Source organism: Treponema sp. C6A8, from assembly GCF_000619925.1.
In the GTDB taxonomy this organism is placed as follows: domain Bacteria; phylum Spirochaetota; class Spirochaetia; order Treponematales; family Treponemataceae; genus Treponema_D.
The window spans coordinates 805,224-825,181 of record NZ_JHVB01000001.1 but is presented as its reverse complement, the minus strand read 5'-3'; the positions used below and the strand labels follow the sequence as shown (position 1 = coordinate 825,181).

Sequence of the window (19,958 nt, the reverse complement as noted above, 5' to 3'; positions counted from 1 at the left end):
TTATATTATTTCTGCAAGTTTCAGCCCGCAAAGATATTTAATACGTTCTTCATGGCTCATATTCTTAAACTCATCGCTTTTTGACCAGTTTTCAAAATGACAGGCAGCGGAACTTGCGGCTTTTTTTAGCACTTCAAATTTATTATTATTTAAGATATTCACTTTTATTAAAGCTTCATTTTCACTATAATTTAGAAATATGAATCAGCACGGAACAATGACTAAGGATAACCATGCGGCTTTGTGGCATGGACGTTTTGAAGAGGGGCCGGACGCGCAGGCGGTGGCTTTTGAGACTTCCATTCATGTTGATGAAAGAATGGCCTTTGATGATATTGCGGGAAGTATTGCCCATGCAAAAATGCTTGCCCATGTAAAACTGATTTCGGAAGGGGAAGCAAAGCAGATTATCGAAGGGCTTGAAGGAATTAAGGCTGACCTTGAAAGCGGAAAGCTTGCCATTGACTATTCGGCAGAAGATATTCATTCATTTATAGAAGCAACTTTGACAGACCGCATTGGCGAGGCCGGAAAAAAAGTTCACACAGGACGCAGCCGTAACGACCAGATTGCTCTGGATGAGCGTTTGTATTTGCGCCGCACTATTCCTGAAATTCAGAATGCGCTTCTTACTTTAATTGACGCGCTTACTCAGATTGCAAGCCAGCATAAAAATTCTTTGATTCCGGGCTTTACCCACATGCAGCATGCACAGCCGGTAACTCTTGCTCATCACGTTTGCGCATGGAGCTGGATGCTGGTCCGTGACTGGCAGCGGCTTGAAGATTCCCTTAAACGCATCTGCATTTCGCCAATTGGTTCATGTGCTTTGGCCGGCAGCGGACTTCCTCTTGACCGCGCTTTTGAGGCAGATCAGCTTGGTTTTGACAAGGTTACTCAGAACTCTCTTGATTCTGTTTCTGACCGCGACTACTGTATTGAAACTGCTTCTAATTTGAGCCTTATTCAGATGCACCTTAGCCGCTTCTGCGAAGAAGTTGTGCTCTGGTCTACTGTTGAGTTTGGCTTTATTGATTTGAGCGAAAAATGGTCTACTGGCTCTTCCATTATGCCGCAGAAAAAGAACCCTGACTTTGCTGAATTGATTCGCGGACGTACCGGTAAGGTTTACGGAGATCTTTTTGCCCTTATGACAATGATGAAGGCCCTGCCTCTTGCTTATGACCGCGACATGCAGGAAGATAAGGAGCCTCTTTTTGATGCAATCGATACAGTTCTTTCCTGCATCAAAGTCTTTACTTACATGATTTCTACTGCAAAGTGGAATACTAAGGTAATGGCTGATGCCTGCGAGGGCGGCTTTTTGAACGCAACTGATGTTGCTGACTATCTTGTCCGCAAGGGAATGCCTTTCAGAACTGCTCACGGAGTAAGCGCAAAGGCTGTCCGCATTGCAATTGAAAAGAATTGCCGTCTGGAAGACCTTCCGATTGAAACTTATAAAGAATGTTCAGAGCTTATTGATGAAGATATTTATTCCTTTATCACTTCTAAGGCTTGTGTTGAGGCACGAAAAACTATAGGCGGCCCAAGCGCAGAGCGGGTAGAAGAGCAGATTTCTGAACTTAAAGAATTTATTAAAAATGTAAAATAAGCGTGTAAACGCGAAAAAAAAATAGAGGTGGATTTATGAAAAAAATTACTGGTCTTGTGCTTGTATGTGCAGCTGTTCTTAGCCTTGCAGGTTGTAAGAAAAAAGTAGCTAACGGAAATGCCCTTGAAGCTTTGAAAGCCCGCGGAACTTTTGTTCTTGGTCTTGATGACTCTTTCCCTCCGCTTGGCTTCCGTGATAACGATACAAATGAAATTACAGGTTATGATATTGACCTTGCAAAAGAAGTTGCAAAACGTCTTGGCGTAGAATTTAAAGCTCAGCCAATCGACTGGGATGCAAAGGAAATGGAACTTGAAACTGGTAAAATCGACTGTATCTGGAACGGTTTTACAATCACAGAAGAAAGAAAGGCTGCTTTGAGCTTTACAGAAGCTTATCTTAATAACGAGCAGGTTCTTGTTGTTCGCGCAGACAGCGGAATTAAATCTCTTGCTGACATGAAAGGAAAGATTCTTGGTCTTCAGAGTGGTTCAAGTGCTCAGGAAGCTGTAGATGACAATCCTTCTTTTGCGGCATCTATCGGAAAAACAATTTTCTTCAAGGATAATATCACTGCTTTGAACGATCTGGACATCGGCGGTATTGATGCTGTTGTAATGGACAGTGTTGTTGCTAACTATTCAATCGCTCAGACTAAAAAGCCATTTGTTGTAGTTGATGAAGCACTTGCTAACGAAGGCTACGGTGTAGGCTTCAGAAAGAATGAACCTGAACTTCGCGACAAGGTTTGGGAAATCCTTAAAGAAATGACTGCTGACGGAACTGTTTCTGCCATTTCTAACAAATGGTTTGGTAAAAACATTTCTGTAATCAAATAAATTTTTCTGGTTGGTCTGATGTCTCCTAAATATATCAAGATGCTTTATGCGATGTTTGACGGATCTCTTACATCGCTTGAAGTATTTTTTCTTACACTGATTTTTTCAATTCCTCTGGCTTTGCCTATTGCTTTGGGCAGAATGAGTAAAGATAAGATTCTTTCTGCAGTCGTAAATGTTTTCCTTCTGATAATCCGGGGAACTCCGCTCATGCTTCAGCTGCTGGTCGTTTACTTCGGGCCGGGACTTTTTGTGCGCTGGCTTGTTTCCAAGGGCTATGACGTTTCTTTCAGATGGGACAGATTTACTGCGGCTATCATCGCTTTGAGCGTAAACTACGCCGCCTACTTTGCAGAAATCTACCGCGGTGGAATTGAATCAATTCCAAAAGGTCAGTATGAAGCGGCTAAAGTTTTGGGCTACACACGCGCTCAGACATTTTTCCGCATCGTTTTGCCTCAGTTGATTAAGCGCATTGTTCCTGCAATGGGTAATGAAGTTATTACTCTTGTAAAGGATACAGCCCTTGTCAGCGTAATTGGTGTAAGCGAGCTTTTGATGGTTGCAAAGGAGCGTCAGGGCGCATTGTTCAGTTTTGTGCCTCTTTTCATTGCAGGTCTTTTTTACTTTATCATGAACTGGTTTGTTTCTTTTGCCTTTACCCGGCTTGAGAAAAAACTCAGCTATTATAACTAGAAGGCCGGCAGACAAGTTACAAAGGGGCATAAAATGGAAAATCAGGAAATCATAAAAGTAGAAAACCTAAAAAAATCCTTTGGTGATTCTAATATCATTAAAGGCATTTCTTTTTCTGTAAATAAAGGCGAGGTTCTTGGAATTATCGGGCCTTCCGGAAGCGGAAAGTCTACAATTCTTCGCTGTGTTTCTCAGCTGGAAAACGTTAGCGGTGGCAGCATCAGCATCTGCGGTCTTCCTCTTGTTACAGACGGCGTATATTCAGATAAAAAACTCCGCCACGAAATTACCTTAAAAAGCGGACTTGTATTCCAGAACTTCAATCTTTTTCCTCATTATTCAGTTTTGCAGAATGTTATGGAGCCTCAAATCCGCGTTTTGAAGCGCTCTAAGCAGGAAGCAAAAGATAAGGCTGTTGAAATCCTTACCAGAATCGGACTGGGACAGAGACTTAATAATTATCCCTGCGAGCTTTCCGGCGGTCAGCAGCAGCGTGTTTCTATTGCCCGCGCTCTTGCCATGGAGCCTCAGGTTCTGCTATTTGATGAGCCTACATCTGCCCTTGACCCTGAACTTACAGGCGAAATCTTAGCCGTAATAAAGGAACTGGCAGCTGAAAAAATGACAATGGTTGTAGTAACTCACGAAATGGCTTTTGCCCGTGATATTTCAACAAAGATTATTTTTATGGACGGCGGCGTAATCGTAGAAGAGGGCCAGCCTTCAGAAGTAATCAATAATCCTAAAACTGAACGCACAAAGGCCTTCCTGGCACGCTTCAGCAGCCTCTAGTTATTGTGAAGTAATGCTGAGGCGAAGAATAAGGGTTCCGATTTTTTCGTCTTTTATATTTGTGCTGGAAGTATTACTTCCAATTGCTGACAGGGTAGAAAGGCCGTTTTCAGCAAGTGAGCTTCCTGTCGCTGCCGAAAATCCACCTACAGAGTAGGCGTCCACAAGCATTTTCAGCTGAGTTGAAATTACTTCACCAGTCATTTCATCGGCCATAGTAGCCTGACCTTCATAAACTGGAGTTCCTTTTCCTTCTGACAGCTCGGAAGTCGAGGTAAAGACTGTTGAACTTGCTTCCAGAGGAAGATAATCACTTGGAGTGTCTGTTTGCGCAACCTGGGCAGTCTGGGAAGTTGAAGCTGTACCTGCTACCATTCCTTCTGTTGTTGCAATCTCTCCGGTTGCTGATACTGTAAAATTAGTTCCTCTTACTGACGCAGTTGATACAGGAGAACGCACCTTGAAATCTGTTCTTTTATTTTCCGCATGTTTTACATTTGCCGTAACTTTGCCAGTATCAATAAAAAGCTGAGTCTGGGATTTTACGTCATTTTCTGCAAGCTGTTCGACAGTCATTCTTGTAAGGGCAGAAAGGGTAATTGTTGAATCTTTTACATTTAATACAGCCTGAGAGTTGAAGCCGGTAGAAATAATATCTCCGCGAACTAAAGTCTCTCCTTCAGCAGCCTGATGCCAGGCGTTTCCCTTCATTATTTCAACTTTCCCTGTAATGGAAACTACTTTTGCGCTTATTGCCTGAGCTGAAAGAAAACCTGCGAATATAGCGGAAATTATTAATATGGAAAATAATTTTTTCATTCTTTCCTCCGTTTCTCTTACAATTAGAAGGCCAGGGTGGCTGTCAGAATAAAGCAGCCTTTAGACTGCTTGTCTTTTTTTGCAAAGAACTGAGTCAGCCCTGCATTGATATTCAAATCACTGAAAATCTGGATATTGGCATTAAGACCGGCTTCTGTTCCTGAATATTCAAGCTTGCTTTCCGGGAAATCAAAAACAGCATTTGCTGATGCTGATAATAAAAGCTGCTCTGCCGGTTTTATGGATGCTGAAAGTCCGCCTTTTACAAGGCTTGTGTATTCCGGCTCTTCATGTGAGTTTACGGCTGTCTGACTTGTAAAGCCTCTGAAAGGCTTTAAGCCAAACTGTTCGCCAGAGGCATAAAGACCAGAAAGGGAAAGAGTCATGTTCTTATAATCCGGGAGCAGTGTAAAAGTAATCTTTGTAAGGTTTGAAATGCCGTCTTCCAATTCTGAGCCGAAGGTAGTTGTAAGTACATAGCAGAGATTTTTATGAAGAAAGCCGTTTAAGCCAAGGCTTCCCCACATTCTGTTATAGCCGGAAGAACCTTTTTCAAGGCCGTCAAAACCTATGCTTGCAAGATATTCAGCGCTTAAAGTTTGGTTTGCAAAAAGATAGGGAAGTTCCACCTGTGCTCCAAAGTTTGCGTATGAGGCATTAAAATACCAGCCTTTTTTGGAATCCAAAGCGTATTTTGAATCCTGCTTGTTGATAATCTGAATGTTCTGAGCGTTTAAAAGGCCTGTGTAATTTGCATAGGCTTTGCTTCTGATTTTCTTGAAATCAAAAGAGATGCTGGCTCCGTCTGCGGTCTGTGATAAAACTGTGCTTGAAATATCTGCAAAGTAAAATCTTCCCGCATTCAGCATGATTTTATTGTTTTCTATGGGAAAAAGCTTTGTAAAGCGAAGTAGTTTTACATCGGGGATTATAACATCGCTGTTACTGTCAAGTTTCTTTCCAAGTTTTGGTCGGATAGAACGAAGTCTTGCATCAGCTTCTGCAGCAATAAAGCTTGTCGGCGTAAAATTATGGCGTATCCACAAGGTAAGGATTTCTTCCTGCTTTAGGCTGCAGTTTTTAAATTCTTCGTTACCCGGATTTGAGGGTGTGCAAAGTTTTGTATAAGTTCCAATGCTTCCGCCGTAATCAAGTGAATGCAGGCTGAAGAGGGCTGTAAAAAATCCTGCAAGAAAAATCGTCAGCTTTTTTTCATTCATTTTGCAGCCTCCGTCTTATATGAACAGGAGTTTAGAATATTTATCATTTGCTTTCCGCTGACAGAAGCCTTTGGATCTGAATCATTGGAAACAATTTTCATTGCCTTGAGTTCACGAAGGGCATAGCGGGAATTTTTTGTCAGGCGGTAGAAGATGCCGCCTTTTATATCAAAAGCCCTGGTACAAAGAAGGGCAAAATCCTGAAGCTTAATTTCATCATCAATTTTTGTTTCTTCCGGCAGCCAGGCATTTTCTTTTAGAAGCTGGAGTGCCGCTTCTTCTGATACGTCATCCTGGGCAAGGCCTGCCTGAAGGGCTATCAGCCAGCTTGCGTTTCCGTAACTTGCCTTTTGAGTTGAAATCAGTTCTGTAATCTTTTGGGCAGACTGGGCTTGCAGACAGAAAAGGAGAGTGAAAAATATTACTGATAAAAATAATTTCTTCATTATAAATATTCCTTTATGAAAAATTATAACATGGGTTTATAATAATAACTATGAAAAAATTGATTGAAGTATTAAAAAAACAGGCTGAGTTTGTAGTTATTATTATTGCAGCCCTTATCAGTATTTCTTTATGGAAGGCTGGAGCCTATAGAAAAATTGAGTACAAGGCTTATGATGCCATGCTCCCTTTTACTAAGGAAATCAAAACAGACAGTCCTCTTCTTCTTGTAGAAATTGATGATTTTGCCATTGATCAGGTTGGTGACTGGCCCTGGACCCGAGATATTATGGGAAACGCCCTTTTAAGAATGAAGGAACTTGGGGCTGAGAGGGTGGTTTTCGATATTGAATATCTTTCTTCATCTAATCTGGCATTAAATCAAAAAACTCTTGAAAAAATTGATTCCTATAATGATGTGAATTCCCTGGTGAATAATCTTGTAATCAATCCTGATGATTATTTTTCCCGTTGCCTTCAGTTTTTTGGAAACTCCTGGCTTACCTTTAATATGCAGAATATGGGACTTAACAGGACGGAAGAAGAACAGAATTATGCAAGAAAGCGTTTTGGTCTTCCTGTAACTGATGAAGGAGATTTCGTTGCAAAGGGTAATGAAGCTGTACGTCATCTGGAATATATTGCAAGCGGAGTAAAAGTTGACAAGTTTCTGACACCGGCTGTTTCTCCTGTAATAGATGCGGCAAAGGGAGCCGGTTTTACAAACTGTTTTATTGACCTTGATGGAATCCGCCGCAGAATTCAGCTTCTGGAAAAAAATGAAGATTCCTACATCGGGCAGCTGGTTTTTGCGCCTTTGGTAAATCTTATGGATGTAAAGGAGATAAAAAGAACTAAGTCTCATCTGATTTTGAATGATGCCCTTCTTCCCGGAAAAGGCGAGCGTCATACAATCAATATTCCTCTGGATGATGCCGGCTGTATGCTGATTAACTGGCTTCACGCTCCCTATAACGAAAGTTTTGGCGGCAATCTTGGAAACGTAAAGGAAAACCGCCATGAATCTCTTGCCTTTTTGAATCAGCTGGACTTAATAGAAGAATATATTGGAGAGTCTCTTGCCGCTTTAAGCAATGCAGATTTTATTGAGGGTGAATTATATTCAGAAATCTGGAATAAACATTCTTTCTTTTCTGAACTTGCCCGCGCAAAAAATAATCTTCTTGATTTTTGCAACGGCTATGATATTGAAGGCAATGCTCTGGAAGGCGGCCTTGATGAAGCTTTTACTCAGCAGTACATTGCCTATCGTTCTGAGTTTTTTGACTCTTTGACAGTTTTTTCTGAAAAGCTTGCTGCTTATGCTGAAAAACTTCTTTTTATTACTGATACAAAACTTTCTTCCGATCAGATTTCATATATTTGCCAGCTGATTAAAGCGCTTTGTGGAAATGTAAATGTCTATAACACTTATGTGTCTGAAATGAAGGAAAAGTATAACGGCGCCCTCTGTCTTATCGGTTTTACGGCAAATGCCAGTACCGATTTTGGAACTACGCCTTTTGACCGCATTTATGCAAATCTTGGTGTTCACGCCAATGTCGCTAACACAATCCTTCATGAAGATTTTATCAGGCCTCTTTCTGAATTCTGGGGACTTTTCTTTGCCTTTATTCTTGTTATCCTTGTTGTTTTTTTAGTCCGCAAATGCACTCTTGCCCAGAAAATTACTTTCGGCCTGATTTATGTTTTTCTTGTAATTGCCCTGCTTGTTGTGCTAATGGTTGGCTTTAAGATTTTTATTCCGCTGGCGATGTCTTCTGTTTTTGTGCTTTTGAGCTTTATCGGAAACACCAGCTTTAATTTTATTCAGCTAGAAAAGGACAGAAGAACCCTGCGCCGCGGTTTTGATGCCTATGTTGCGCCGGAAGTTGTAAATCAGATTGTAAAAAATCCTGATAAGCTCAAGCTTGGCGGTGATAACAAGCGTCTTACAGCTCTTTTCAGTGACGTTAGAAAATTCTCAGGCTTTACCGAATGTGTAAATCAGGAAGAAGGTGAAGAAAGGGGTGCTGTCCGCCTGGTTGAAATATTGAACGGCTATCTTGGCGCTCTTAGTGACGCAATTATGGCCCAGCATGGAACAATTGATAAATACGTAGGTGATGAAATTGTTTCCTTCTTTGGCGCCCCTGTCGATGATGAAGAAAATGCCTATCACGCCTGCCTGGCAGGAATAAAAATGCGTCAGGCAGAGGCTTATTTTAATCAGGAGCATCAGGATGAACTGCCATTCCATCCTAAAACAAGAACTCCTTTCCTTTTGAAGTCCCGCGTTGGCCTTAATACCGGTGATATGGTTGTCGGCAATATGGGAACCCAGAAAAAGCTGAATTATACGGTGATGGGAAATAACGTAAACCTTGCAAGCCGCCTGGAAGGAACCAACAAGGAATATGACAGCTGGATTATTGCAAGTGAATCTACCTGGAATGACGCAAATAAGGGCGCTCATAAAGGGGAACTTATTGCCCGCCAGCTGGACTGTGTAAAGGTAATCAATGTTGAAAAGCCGGTTCAGATTTACAGCATAGTCGGACTTAAAAATGAACTTTCATCTGCAGAAATTGAAGGCGCTGATATTTTTAACCGGGCAATGGAATTCTATCTTAAGGGGCGGGAGACTCCTGACCAGCCTAAAAATCCTGATGATTTTAAGGAAGCAATCAGGCTTTTTGAAGAGTCCTATAAATGCTTCCATATGGTAGATCCTCAGGATCCGGGCTTTATTTCTATGGAAAAAAAGATGATTGCCCGCTGCAATGAATTCTTGAAAAATGGAATTCCTGGGCCTTGGGACGGCGTTTACACAATGACGACAAAGTAAAAGTCTTATGTAAAATCGGGCGTCTTTTCTCCGATAATATTTATATGAAACTTGCAGCTGCAATTGACGAATTTCTTCTTTATATAGGTTCTGTAAAAGGCCTTAGCGAAAATACCGTAATCGGCTATAAAAATGATTACGAGCTTTTGCTTACTTTTCTGGGGCAGAACCGGGAACTTAATGATGTCGTTCGTGAAGATCTGAATATTTGCATCGGAGAAATGGCTAAATTAAAGCGAAAGAATACAAGTATCAACCGTTTTATTTCTTCTGTCAGATGCCTCTTTTCCTATTGCCTCAAGTTTAATTATATAGAAAAAAATCCAGCGCTCTCCTTAAAAACTGTAAAGACCTCTAAACTTATGCCGCGTTTTATGACAGAAAAGGAAGTTGAAACTTTGTGCGAGCTGCCTTCTAAAAAGGAACTTTTATGGGAAAGTCGGGATAAGGCCCTTTTTGAAATGCTATATTCTTCAGGCTGCCGTGTCAGCGAACTTGCCGCCCTGAAAATTTCTGATTTTAACGGCGGAATAGGGCAGGCTGTCGTTCACGGAAAGGGTAACAAGGACAGAATCGTTTATTTCGGAAAAAAAGCCCAGCAGGCATTTTTAGATTATCTGAAAGACAGAAAGAAAATGATTTTTGATAAGGGAATTGATCCGAAATCTGTTCCCAATGTTTTTATAAATCAGATGGGACGAGCCTTGTCTACAGGCGGAATCCGCTATATTCTCAGCCGTTATTCCGGGGCAGAGGGAACAAATCATCACATTAATCCTCATGCCTTCCGCCACACCTTTGCAACCCAGCTTCTTTCAAACGGCTGTGACGTTCGCGTAGTTCAGGAACTTTTGGGTCATTCCAGCATTTCTACGACCCAGCGCTATACCCACGTAACGACCGAAAAACTGATAGAAACCTATAAAAATGCCCATCCTCACGGTTAGGGGAATTTTTTTATTTGCCGAAGTCTTTATAAATCATTATATTTTAACCTATGGGAAATAAGATTAAAATTAGAAGCACCACGATTCTTGCTGTGCGCAGAAACGGACAGGTTGCTATGGCGGGTGACGGACAGTGTACTCTTGGCGAGACTGTATGCAAGGGTAATTCCCGCAAAGTAAGAAAGATTTATGACGGAAAGATTCTTACAGGCTTTGCCGGAAGTGTTGCAGATGCTTTTACACTTCTTGACCGCTTTGAAACTAAGGTAAAAGAATATAACGGTGATATTATGCGCTCGGCTGTTGAGCTTGCAAAAATGTGGCGAACAGACCGCATGCTGCAGAAGCTTGAAGCAATGCTGCTTGTTGCAGATAAAAACAAGATTCTTTTAATCAGCGGAGACGGTAACGTTATTGAACCTGAAAAAGATGCAATTGCAATCGGTTCGGGCGGAAACTACGCATATTCTGCGGCTCTTGCTTATCTTGATTCTTCTGATTTGAGCGCAAAGGAAATTGCAGAGCGTTCTTTGAAGATTGCCGGCAGCATCTGTATTTACACAAACCAGAATCTGACAATTGAAACTCTTGAGTAGGAACATTATGGAAGAAATCGAAAATAAGACAGAACTTACCCCAAAACAGATTGTAGAAAAACTTGATCAGTATATTATCGGGCAGAAAAAGGCTAAAAAGGCTGTGGCAGTTGCCCTTCGTAACCGCTTTCGCCGCCTTAAGCTTGCAGAAGAAATCCGCGATGAAGTTGCTCCAAAAAATATTCTGATGATTGGACCTACAGGTGTTGGTAAAACTGAAATTGCCCGCCGTCTTGCAAAGCTTTGCGGGGCACCATTTTTGAAGGTTGAGGCTACAAAATATACAGAAGTCGGCTATGTCGGCCGCGACGTTGAATCTATGATCCGCGACCTTATGGCTGTGGGCTATAACGACGTAAAAGCCGAAATGGAAGAGCAGCTTCGTGAGAAGTCAGTTTCTATTGTAGAAGAAAAACTGCTTGATTTGCTGGTTCCTGGTTCCGGCGAAAAAGACAAAGACAAGAAAAAGGATGCAAAGGCTGAGCCGCTTCCACAGGGCTTGATTACTCAGGCTGGTGAAAACGGAATTACCCTTGATTTGAACAAGCTTGCTTCTTCTTTGCAGGATTCTCTTGATGCCGCAAATACTGCCGCCGCTGCCCGGCAGAAATCTGATGAAGAAAAGGCTGAAGAAGAAAGAAATAAATCTACCCGCGAAAAATTCCGTACAATGCTGCGCGAAGGAAAGCTTGAAGATCGCGAAGTTGATATGGTTGTGCACCGTTCAGTTGGAATGCCAAGCATGGAAATTATTGCAGGCGGTTCAATTGATGACCTTCAGAACAGCATGCAGGGCATCCTCAATATGATGAACGGTTCCGGCCGGGGTAAAAAGCGCTCCGTTACAATCCGCGAGGCCCGCAAAATCCTTACCGAAGAAACTCTGGACAATATGATTGACCACGATAAGGTTGCTGACGAGGCTAAAAAACGGGTAGAGCAGAGCGGAATCATCTTTATTGATGAAATTGATAAGATTGCCGTTCATGGTGAAAGCCACGGACAGGACGTAAGCCGCGAAGGTGTTCAGCGCGATATTCTTCCTATTGTAGAGGGAAGTAACGTTAATACAAAAATGGGTGTTGTAGATACAACTCACATTCTGTTTATTGCAGCCGGAGCCTTCAGTGTTGCTGCTCCAAGTGATTTGATTCCTGAACTTCAGGGACGCTTCCCATTGCGAGTTGAACTTGAATCTCTTCATAAGGAAGATTTCAAGAAAATCCTTATGGAGCCGAAGAACTCCCTTATCAAACAGTACACAGCACTTTTGGAAACAGAAGGCTTGAAGCTTGAATTTACAGAAGACGCTCTTGATAAGATGAGTTTTATTGCAGAAGATGTAAACTCAAAGGCTGAAAACATCGGTGCCCGCCGCCTTCATACAATCATGGAAAAGGTGCTTGATGAAATCGCTTTTGATGCAGACGAGCACGCAGGCGAAACAATCACAATTGATGCAAAATACGTTGAAGAAAAACTCAACGACGTAGCATCAAGCGAAGACCTTTCAAGATATATCTTATAGATTATAGCCACAGATAAACACAGATAGGACACAGATGGTGATTTTTATCTGTGTTTATCTGCGTCCCATCTGTGGCTAATTTTTTTCTTAACTTTTCTTTTTTGATTCCGATGATAAAACAAAGGATGTCAAAAAAATGAATAGTTTTACACGCTCAATCGATTTATTACAGCGCGAAATGGATGTTTCGAGTCTGCGTTATCAGGTTACTTCTAATAACCTTGCAAACGCTGAAACACCTAACTTTAAGCGTCAGACCGTAAACTTTGAAAGCGAATTAAAACGCGCTTTTGAATCAGAAAAGATGGCGAAAGATTCTTTTCATCTCACACGTACAGACGACCGCCATATCAAAATCAACCAGCCATACGATTACCGCGAAGTTCAGCCTCGCCGCGTAACAGACTATCTTTCTACAGCAAAAGCAAACGGCAACAACGTAGACGCAGAATACGAAGCTAACAATATCCTTCAGATTCAGATGCAGTACCGCCTGCTTACTCAGCTGACAGCATTTGAGTTTGATCAAGTTAATACGGCGATGAAGAAATGAGTAAGGCCGCTGGCGGCCTTTTGATTGATAGCAAAGCGTTAAAAAAATTGCGGCGGAGCAATTTTTAGCTTTACCAACTAGGAGCTTAGAATGGGACTTTTTACCAGTATAAATATTGCGGCAACAGGAATGAGTGCCGAACGCCTTAGAAGCGATGTAATTTCTGATAACATTGCAAACGCAACAACAACAAGAACACAGGAAGGGGGAGCCTTCAAACGCTCTTCTGTAATACTTAGCCCGGTTTCGGATTCGCATCCACAGTGGAGAATGCCTTTTGTGCCTTCTGACCTGGACAACGGTCCTGGACGCGGTGTAAAAGTAATGGAAATTGTAAAGGACAACAGTGAAGGTACTTTTGTTTATGACCCTGACCATCCGGATGCAATTAAATCGGGTCCTCACGCCGGATATGTTGAATATCCAAACGTAAACATCGTAAACGAAATGGTAGATTTGATTTCTGCAAGCCGTGCTTACGAAGCAAATGCCACTGTTGTTGACGGTGCAAAGGATATGTTCAACGCTGCATTGGACATTGGCCGCTAGTTGATGTAGAATAAATTCGGGTGGTGGAATATGAAAATTGCAGAATTTGGCGCTCTTCAGATGGCGCGAACTGACCTTCAGCATTTTGGAAAATCAAAAATATCTTCTGTTCAGAATTCGGGAGAAATGCCTGTTGTTAATTCAATTAAAGGCGTTTCTAAGGATTCAGAACTTTATTCTCTTGGCGGTGTGAAGGAAGCTTCTTCACGTTCCTTCCAGTCTTATCTTATGGAAGCTTTGAATTCTGTAAACGGCAGCCAGCTTGAAGTAAACGCAGTTCAGGAAAAATTAATCACAAATCCTGATGACGTAGACATCCACGACGTTACAATTGCCATGTCAAAAGCAAGGATGAGCCTGAATCTTGCCCAGAACGTAATCGACCGCATTACAACAAGCTGGAACGAGATTACAACAACGCGATAATAGAAAATAAAAAACGCACTTTGTTCAAAAGTGTGTTTTTTATTTACGTGGAAATGCGTCGTCGATTAAAATTGCGAAAGCAATTTTAATCCAGCCCGTTAGTGCCTCTTAGCGGCAGACCTGTTTTCACGCGATAATAGCAACAAATAAATTTTTCTGATATACTTTAAAAACGGAGTATATATGAAGAAATTTATTTGTTCTATTCTATTTACATCTTTTTTTGCAGGGCTTTCTCTTTTTGCTCAGATTGCCCTGGACAATGAAGTATATAAAAAAGTATCCGCAAACGTTTTTGAAGTAGTTGTAGAAAAGCACGAAGATACAGCTATTGTTTATGAAAAAGACCTTCCATTGGAAAGAATTCCTTTTGCAATCAGAAATGATAAATATATTCCAATTGGAACAGCCTTCCTTTTGACAGACGGCTCTTTTTACACTGCCGCTCACGTACTCAGCCTTTACAATGTAAGTGTTTACGACAAATATTTTATCCGCGATACAGCTGAAAATGTTTATGAAATCGATATGATTCAGGAATTTTCTCAGCGCCGCGACTTTGTAAAGTTTACTGCCAAAGATTTTAAATTCCAGCCTGGAATGGGTCTTGAAACAAGCGATAAGTTTGAAATCAACTCAACTGTTTTTTCTGTTGGAAATGCCCTGGGCGAAGGAATTGTAATCCGTAACGGTTCCCTTACAAGCCAGACATATGAAGAAAAGAACGGCGACTGGAAATGGAGCAGATTTTCTGCTGCGGCTAGCCCTGGAAACTCTGGCGGACCGCTTGTAAATCCTGACGGTTCTGTAATTGGTATTATTACCATGAAGAGTGAAAATGAAAACCTCAATTATGCTCTTCCTATTAAAGAAGTTTCTGCAGAAAAAGTTGACACGGGAATTGCATATGCTGATTATAAATATATTCTGCCAAATATTTTGAGCTACCACCATCCTCATATTTTTCAGGCAGAAATTCCTCTTCCAAAAACAATTTCTGAAGTAAATAAAACTGCTACAGCCCTTCATCAGAAGGATATTGAAACCTGCATTGATGAAATGAAGAAGGACTATTCTCCAAACGGTGAAAAATGTTTTGAAAATTCAATTCAGAAAGATGAATTCTTTGCAAATGTTTATGGTTCTCCTTTCCCTCTTTTGCTTTATTTGAATCAGAGCGGTTCATGGGATTATGCTCAGCCTAGTAACCTTAAAACATTCAACCTTGAAGATAACGGATATGTTGAATACGGCGCTATGCTTAATTATTATTTTGCAAGAATTCACAAGCCTGATTCTCTTCCTCTTAAAGACCTTGTTGAAAATCCAAAAACAACAATGGATTACCTCATTAAAGCCTTTGCCTTTAAGAGAAACGTATATGGTGAGCAGGTTCAGATTCTTTCTTTCGGCGAACCTGTAAAATCAGAAGAATACAAAGATTATTTTGGAAGAACCTGGTATTTGAATTATTATGCCCTTGATTTCTCTGATGCAATGGCTTTGACATTCCTTCTTCCAACTCCAACTGGAGCAATTGTTCTTTGTTCAGTTTCAAACCGTAATCAGATTTTACGCACAATCAATCTGGATACAAAATTTATGTCAGATTTCATATATCCTCGTTACGGCGGAAAAATCAAATACTGGCGTGAATATTTTGCTCTTCCTGAAAGTATGCGTGAAAAATTCTCACCAATTGAAAAGCAGCTTTCTATGAAAGAAAGTGATGACGGAATTGAGTTCAATACAGATTCAATCAAGTTTTCAATTTCCAAGAAGAACATTCAGTATAATGATGACAGCGCAATTGTTGTAAGAACAGGATATGCAGAAAAAGACGGAAAACTTACTTCTGAAATCAGAAATGTTGCCTTCTGGACAAGTACTAAGGAAGAAGATTATAAAAGCGTTTCTGTTTTTATGATTAAAAATCCTGGCAAAAAGGCAAAAGATGATTTGCAGCAGTGGTGGAAACAGTATGTAAATCAGGTTTCTCCATATAATGGCGAGCCATATAATGAAGAAAAATGCACATATCTTGATAAAGTTGTTTATCAGGCCGGCTTTGATAAATCAAATGCAGAAGACTCAGAATATCTCTATGTTTTCAGCTATGAGATGGAAGGTCAGAATAAATTTGACGAAATCAAGGATTTTGCTTCAAAAATTGAGACAGGAATTACTGTAAAATAAAATTATAATTGTCAAGTTTAAACCCTTGTGTTATAATTAATTAAATTTATATAAATTTCTTTAAAAAAATGAAAAGAAATTCGTTCACGGGAGGGGACAGATGAACGAATGGCTTAAAAAGTTTGCCGAAAAAGCCAAAGGCCTTTGGAAAAACGGCAAACCAATTCAAAAAGTCATAATAATTGGTATATTCGCAGTTATCATAATTGCGATAGTTTCTGCTGCGCGCGTTTCTTCAAAGCCAACTACAGTAAGGGTTTTTACTCAGGCAATTTCAGATCCTGATACACTCACAAAAATCACAGACAGAATTGACGAAGAACATATCCCTTGTTCAGTTCAGGACGGTTATATCATCGTTGAAGATGAAAGAACCGCCCGAAAGCTTCAGACTCTTTTAGTAAGTGAAAATCTTGTCCCTTCTTACGTACAGCCTTTCTCTGCTTCAATCTTTAAGCGTGACTGGTCAACAACTGATGCTGACCAGCTTATGAAGCTGAATAAGGAACTTCAGAACGAAGTCCGCAATATGATTATTACAATTGACGGCATCCGCGATGCAAAAGTTGTAATTGTTCGTCCTGAAGATAAGCTTTTTGCTGCTGACCAGAGACCTGTTTCTGCCTCTGTAACACTTTTCCTTAACAGCGGAAGTGATTTTGCTACAAACCGCCGCCGTATTTTAGGCTTGCAGCGACTTATCCTTTCTGCCGTTGAAGGTCTTACAGAAGATAACCTTGTAATCACAAATTCTCAGGGCGAGCAGATTAATGATTTTGAAGGCATGGCTGAAAGCGATCGCATTGATTTAGTCGCAAAACAGCAGAAAAATATCAATAAAATGGAAATTCAGATGACTGCAGACATCCTTACAACTCTGCAGGGAATTTTCACAGAAGACCGAATCCGTAACCTCAACGTAAAGCTTGAGATGGATTATTCTCAGAAAACAATTGATTCTACAAAATATTCACCGATTGTCCGCAAGGAAGATAACCCCGACACTCCTTACGACGATTCTGATATGGTAGACTATCTTCCAATTTCAAGCCAGACAGTTACAAATGAATGGCAGGGAACAGGTTATAATCCGGAAGGTCCTGCGGGTGTTGAAGGACAGACTCCTCCTGTTTATTCAGATATGAGTAATGTAATCGGCCGTTCTACTCAGACAGGTGTTACTCAGAATAACGTAATCAACACAACAACAACTCACGAAGTTTCGGCTCCTAAGCCTGAAAAATGGTCTGTTTCTGTCAATGTTGACGGTATCTGGAAAAAGACAAAAGACCCTAAGACCGGCCAGTGGGAATTTGACGAATTTGGCGCCATAAAACGCACTTATGTAGAACCAACTCAGGCTGAGCTTGACAGCGTAAGAAGTTATATTGAAGGCGCAATCGGCTATAACAGAAGCCGCGGTGATATTGTAAGTGTTACAGCTCTTCAGATTGACCGTACTAAACAGTTTGAAGAAGAGGATGCAGAATACTTTGCTGCAATCCAAAGACGCCGTACAATTATTCTTGTTCTTGTTTCTATTGCTGTTATCCTTGTCGGCTTTATCCTCTTCAGAATTATTTCTAAGGAAATGGAAAGACGCAGACGCGAACGCGAAGCCCGTCTTCTTGCAGAACAGCAGGCAGCACGCGAACGTGCCCTTTGGGAAGCAAAAGACGAAGGTATGGACGTTACAATGTCTGTTGAAGAAACAAGACGTATGGAGCTTCAGGAAAATGCAATTGCTATGGCAAAAGAGCATCCTGAAGATGTTGCAATGCTCATACGTACATGGCTGATGGAAGAGTAGGGAGGAATATATGGCTGATGAAGCAGGCGGAGAAGTAAAATCATCTCCAAAACCGGTGTTAAAACCAGCTGGCGCTGCCGGTTCTAAAAAGAACAATAAAGATTATAAAAGCCTTACCGGCCGTCAGAAAGCGGCTATTTTCTTAATCTCTATCGGCCCTGATGTTTCTGCAGAAATCATGAAGCATCTGCGTGAAGATGAGGTTGAAACCCTAACATTTGAAATTGCCCGTCAGGAAAAAGTAAATCCTGAATTTAAAGATGCCGTTCTTGAAGAGTTCCAGGAGCTTATGAATGCCCAGAACTTTATCACCACTGGTGGTATTGATTATGCGCGCGAACTTTTGGAAAAATCTTTGGGAAGCCAGAAGGCTATTGATATCATCAACCGCCTTACATCAAGCCTTCAGGTTCGTCCGTTCGACTTTATTCGTCGTACAGACCCTGCCCACCTTTTGAACTTTATTCAGCAGGAATATCCGCAGACTATCGCCCTTATTCTTGCTTACCTGGAGCCTGGAAAGGCTGCCATTATTTTGCAGAACCTGCCGGAAGAAATGCAGGCTGAAGTTTCTAAGCGTCTTGCAACAATGGACCGTACATCTCCTGACGTTTTGCGTGAAGTTGAACGCGTATTGGAAAAGAAACTTTCTACTCTGTCTTCTGAAGACTACACTGCTGCCGGTGGTGTTGAATCTATCGTTGAAATCCTCAACCTTGTTGACCGTTCTTCTGAAAAGGCCATTATCGAACAGCTGGAAGAAGACGATCCAGACCTTGCAGAGGAAATCAAAAAGCGAATGTTCGTATTCGAAGATATCGTTATGCTCGACGACCGCGCTATTCAGAAAGTACTCCGCGATGTCGATCAGCAGGAACTCGCAAAAGCGCTTAAATCTGTTGATACCGAAGTACAGGATAAGATTTTCCGCAACATGTCTAAACGTGCGGCTTCCATGCTTAAGGAAGATATGGAATTCATGGGACCTGTCCGCTTGAAGGACGTTGAAGAGTCTCAGCAGAAGATTGTATCTATCATCCGTCGTCTTGAAGACTCTGGTGATATCGTTATTGCTCGTTCTGGTGAGGACGAATTGGTTTCATAAACTAATCTGTAAAAAAGTAGAGAGGTAACAAAAAGTGGCAAAAGCAGTTTTCAGACCCGGCGAAGCAAAAGAACTAGAAAAGAAGATGGTTTTGCCGCTTTTTAAAGATTATACTCCGGTAGAAGAAGAGCCGGAGGTTGAAGAAGAAGTTTATGACGGCCCTACTGTTGAAGACCTGAAAAAGGAAGCTGAAGAATTCAAGGCCCAGTGGGAGCAGGAAAAACAGCAGATGCAGAATGAGGCTCAGCTCCAGGCTGATGCAATCATTAAAAAGGCAGAAGACGCTGCTTTTGAGGAAGTTCAGCGCCAGACAAACTCTGCGGCAGAAATCAAGGCAAATGCAGAAAACGAAGCAAATCAGATTCTTACTAAAGCCCGCGCAGAAGCAGAGCAGATTGTAGCAGAAGCCGAAGCAAAAAGAGCCCAGCTGGAATCAGATGCTCATCAGAATGGATACCAGGCTGGTTATAAGGAAGGCTATGACGGTGGAGTTGCAGAAGTAGACCGCCTTGTTGAGCGCATGCACAAAATGGTTGAATCTGTAATGCAGCGCCGTGAAGAAATCCTTTCTGAAACTGAAAGCCAGATTGTAGAGCTTGTAATTTTGATGGCAAGAAAAGTAATAAAGATTCTTTCTGAAAGCCAGAAAAATGTCGTAATGGCAAATACTCTTGCGGCCCTTAAAAAAGTAAAGGCTCGCGGTAAGGTAACTCTTCGTGTAAATCTTGAAGAAGTAAAGCTTACAACATCTCATATTCAGGAATTTATTCAGCATGTTGAAAATATTGAAGCAATCAAGGTTCTTGAAGATTCTTCTGTAGAAAAGGGCGGTTGTATTGTTGAAACTGACTTCGGTGCTATTGATGCCCGCATTTCAAGTCAGCTTACCGAACTCGAAAATAAAATCCTTGAAGTTTCTCCTCTTAAGACAATTAAGCCGCAGGATAATCTTACTTCGGCAGAGTAAGGTCTGTT

19 protein-coding genes are annotated in these 19,958 nt (G+C 41.3%); 15 read left to right on the top strand and 4 right to left on the bottom strand.

The window, feature by feature from the left end; translation table 11 throughout:
- Window positions 1-132 (bottom strand): hypothetical protein, encoded by a 132-nt coding sequence (locus T530_RS15285; protein WP_256380927.1) that lies wholly within the window; start codon window positions 130-132, stop codon window positions 1-3.
- Between the two features lie 67 nt (window positions 133-199).
- Here T530_RS15285 and argH point away from each other — a divergent pair, with 67 nt between their 5' ends.
- The 4 genes from argH to T530_RS0103645 are packed head-to-tail and all read left to right on the top strand — an operon-like array spanning window position 200 to window position 3,942.
- Window positions 200-1,615 (top strand): argininosuccinate lyase, encoded by a 1,416-nt coding sequence (gene argH / locus T530_RS0103660; protein ID WP_027727865.1) that lies wholly within the window; start codon window positions 200-202, stop codon window positions 1,613-1,615.
- 35 nt (window positions 1,616-1,650) lie between these two features.
- Window positions 1,651-2,454: an amino acid ABC transporter substrate-binding protein gene (locus T530_RS0103655; RefSeq protein ID WP_027727864.1), complete on the top strand. Its 804-nt coding sequence runs from the start codon at window positions 1,651-1,653 to the stop codon at window positions 2,452-2,454.
- A gap of 18 nt (window positions 2,455-2,472) precedes the next feature.
- A complete protein-coding gene (locus T530_RS0103650; RefSeq protein WP_027727863.1) occupies window positions 2,473-3,150 on the top strand; it encodes an amino acid ABC transporter permease in 678 nt (225 codons plus the stop codon).
- A gap of 33 nt (window positions 3,151-3,183) precedes the next feature.
- The gene (locus T530_RS0103645) at window positions 3,184-3,942 is read left to right on the top strand and encodes an amino acid ABC transporter ATP-binding protein (RefSeq protein WP_027727862.1); all 759 of its coding nucleotides are present in this window, start codon (window positions 3,184-3,186) and stop codon (window positions 3,940-3,942) included.
- On the opposite strand, the gene T530_RS14610 is transcribed toward T530_RS0103645, so the two are convergent.
- From T530_RS14610 to T530_RS0103630, 3 genes are read right to left on the bottom strand one after another with little or no spacing between them, the layout of a single operon-like run.
- Window positions 3,943-4,761, bottom strand: a complete 819-nt coding sequence (locus T530_RS14610) for a FecR domain-containing protein (RefSeq protein ID WP_051537794.1) — start codon at window positions 4,759-4,761, stop codon at window positions 3,943-3,945.
- Between the two features lie 23 nt (window positions 4,762-4,784).
- Window positions 4,785-5,981 (bottom strand): hypothetical protein, encoded by a 1,197-nt coding sequence (locus T530_RS0103635; protein WP_027727861.1) that lies wholly within the window; start codon window positions 5,979-5,981, stop codon window positions 4,785-4,787.
- Entirely contained in the window at window positions 5,978-6,427 is a 450-nt protein-coding gene (locus tag T530_RS0103630) for a hypothetical protein (RefSeq protein ID WP_027727860.1), read from the bottom strand. The genes T530_RS0103635 and T530_RS0103630 overlap by 4 nt, the downstream gene beginning before the upstream one ends.
- A 50-nt stretch (window positions 6,428-6,477) precedes the next feature.
- Between T530_RS0103630 and T530_RS0103625 the strand changes: the two genes are divergently transcribed.
- The 11 genes from T530_RS0103625 to fliH all read left to right on the top strand — a co-directional run bounded on the left by T530_RS0103625 (window position 6,478) and on the right by fliH (window position 19,950).
- Complete coding sequence (locus tag T530_RS0103625) at window positions 6,478-9,273, top strand: CHASE2 domain-containing protein (protein ID WP_027727859.1); 2,796 nt, start codon at window positions 6,478-6,480, stop codon at window positions 9,271-9,273.
- 44 nt (window positions 9,274-9,317) lie between these two features.
- Window positions 9,318-10,220 carry a tyrosine-type recombinase/integrase gene (locus tag T530_RS0103620; RefSeq protein ID WP_027727858.1) on the top strand — a complete coding sequence of 301 codons (903 nt, stop codon included), beginning with the start codon at window positions 9,318-9,320 and terminating at the stop codon, window positions 10,218-10,220.
- Window positions 10,221-10,270: 50 nt separating this feature from the next.
- Complete coding sequence (gene hslV / locus T530_RS0103615; protein WP_027727857.1) at window positions 10,271-10,816, top strand: ATP-dependent protease subunit HslV; 546 nt, start codon at window positions 10,271-10,273, stop codon at window positions 10,814-10,816.
- A gap of 7 nt (window positions 10,817-10,823) precedes the next feature.
- Window positions 10,824-12,344 carry an ATP-dependent protease ATPase subunit HslU gene (hslU, locus tag T530_RS0103610; RefSeq protein WP_156011514.1) on the top strand — a complete coding sequence of 507 codons (1,521 nt, stop codon included), beginning with the start codon at window positions 10,824-10,826 and terminating at the stop codon, window positions 12,342-12,344.
- A gap of 136 nt (window positions 12,345-12,480) precedes the next feature.
- A complete protein-coding gene (gene flgB / locus T530_RS0103605; RefSeq protein ID WP_027727855.1) occupies window positions 12,481-12,897 on the top strand; it encodes a flagellar basal body rod protein FlgB in 417 nt (138 codons plus the stop codon).
- A gap of 90 nt (window positions 12,898-12,987) precedes the next feature.
- On the top strand, window positions 12,988-13,446 hold the full coding sequence (gene flgC / locus T530_RS0103600) for a flagellar basal body rod protein FlgC (protein WP_027727854.1): 459 nt from the start codon (window positions 12,988-12,990) through the stop codon (window positions 13,444-13,446).
- A gap of 30 nt (window positions 13,447-13,476) precedes the next feature.
- Window positions 13,477-13,872, top strand: a complete 396-nt coding sequence (fliE, locus tag T530_RS0103595) for a flagellar hook-basal body complex protein FliE (protein WP_027727853.1) — start codon at window positions 13,477-13,479, stop codon at window positions 13,870-13,872.
- A 183-nt stretch (window positions 13,873-14,055) separates the two neighbouring features.
- The gene (locus T530_RS0103590; protein WP_027727852.1) at window positions 14,056-16,068 is read left to right on the top strand and encodes a serine protease; all 2,013 of its coding nucleotides are present in this window, start codon (window positions 14,056-14,058) and stop codon (window positions 16,066-16,068) included.
- A gap of 100 nt (window positions 16,069-16,168) precedes the next feature.
- Window positions 16,169-17,878 carry a flagellar basal-body MS-ring/collar protein FliF gene (gene fliF / locus T530_RS0103585; protein ID WP_027727851.1) on the top strand — a complete coding sequence of 570 codons (1,710 nt, stop codon included), beginning with the start codon at window positions 16,169-16,171 and terminating at the stop codon, window positions 17,876-17,878.
- Between the two features lie 10 nt (window positions 17,879-17,888).
- Window positions 17,889-18,983, top strand: coding sequence for a flagellar motor switch protein FliG (gene fliG, locus T530_RS0103580; protein ID WP_027727850.1), 1,095 nt, complete (start codon window positions 17,889-17,891; stop codon window positions 18,981-18,983).
- A 34-nt stretch (window positions 18,984-19,017) separates the two neighbouring features.
- Entirely contained in the window at window positions 19,018-19,950 is a 933-nt protein-coding gene (gene fliH, locus T530_RS0103575) for a flagellar assembly protein FliH (protein WP_027727849.1), read from the top strand.
- Window positions 19,951-19,958: the final 8 nt, after the last annotated feature.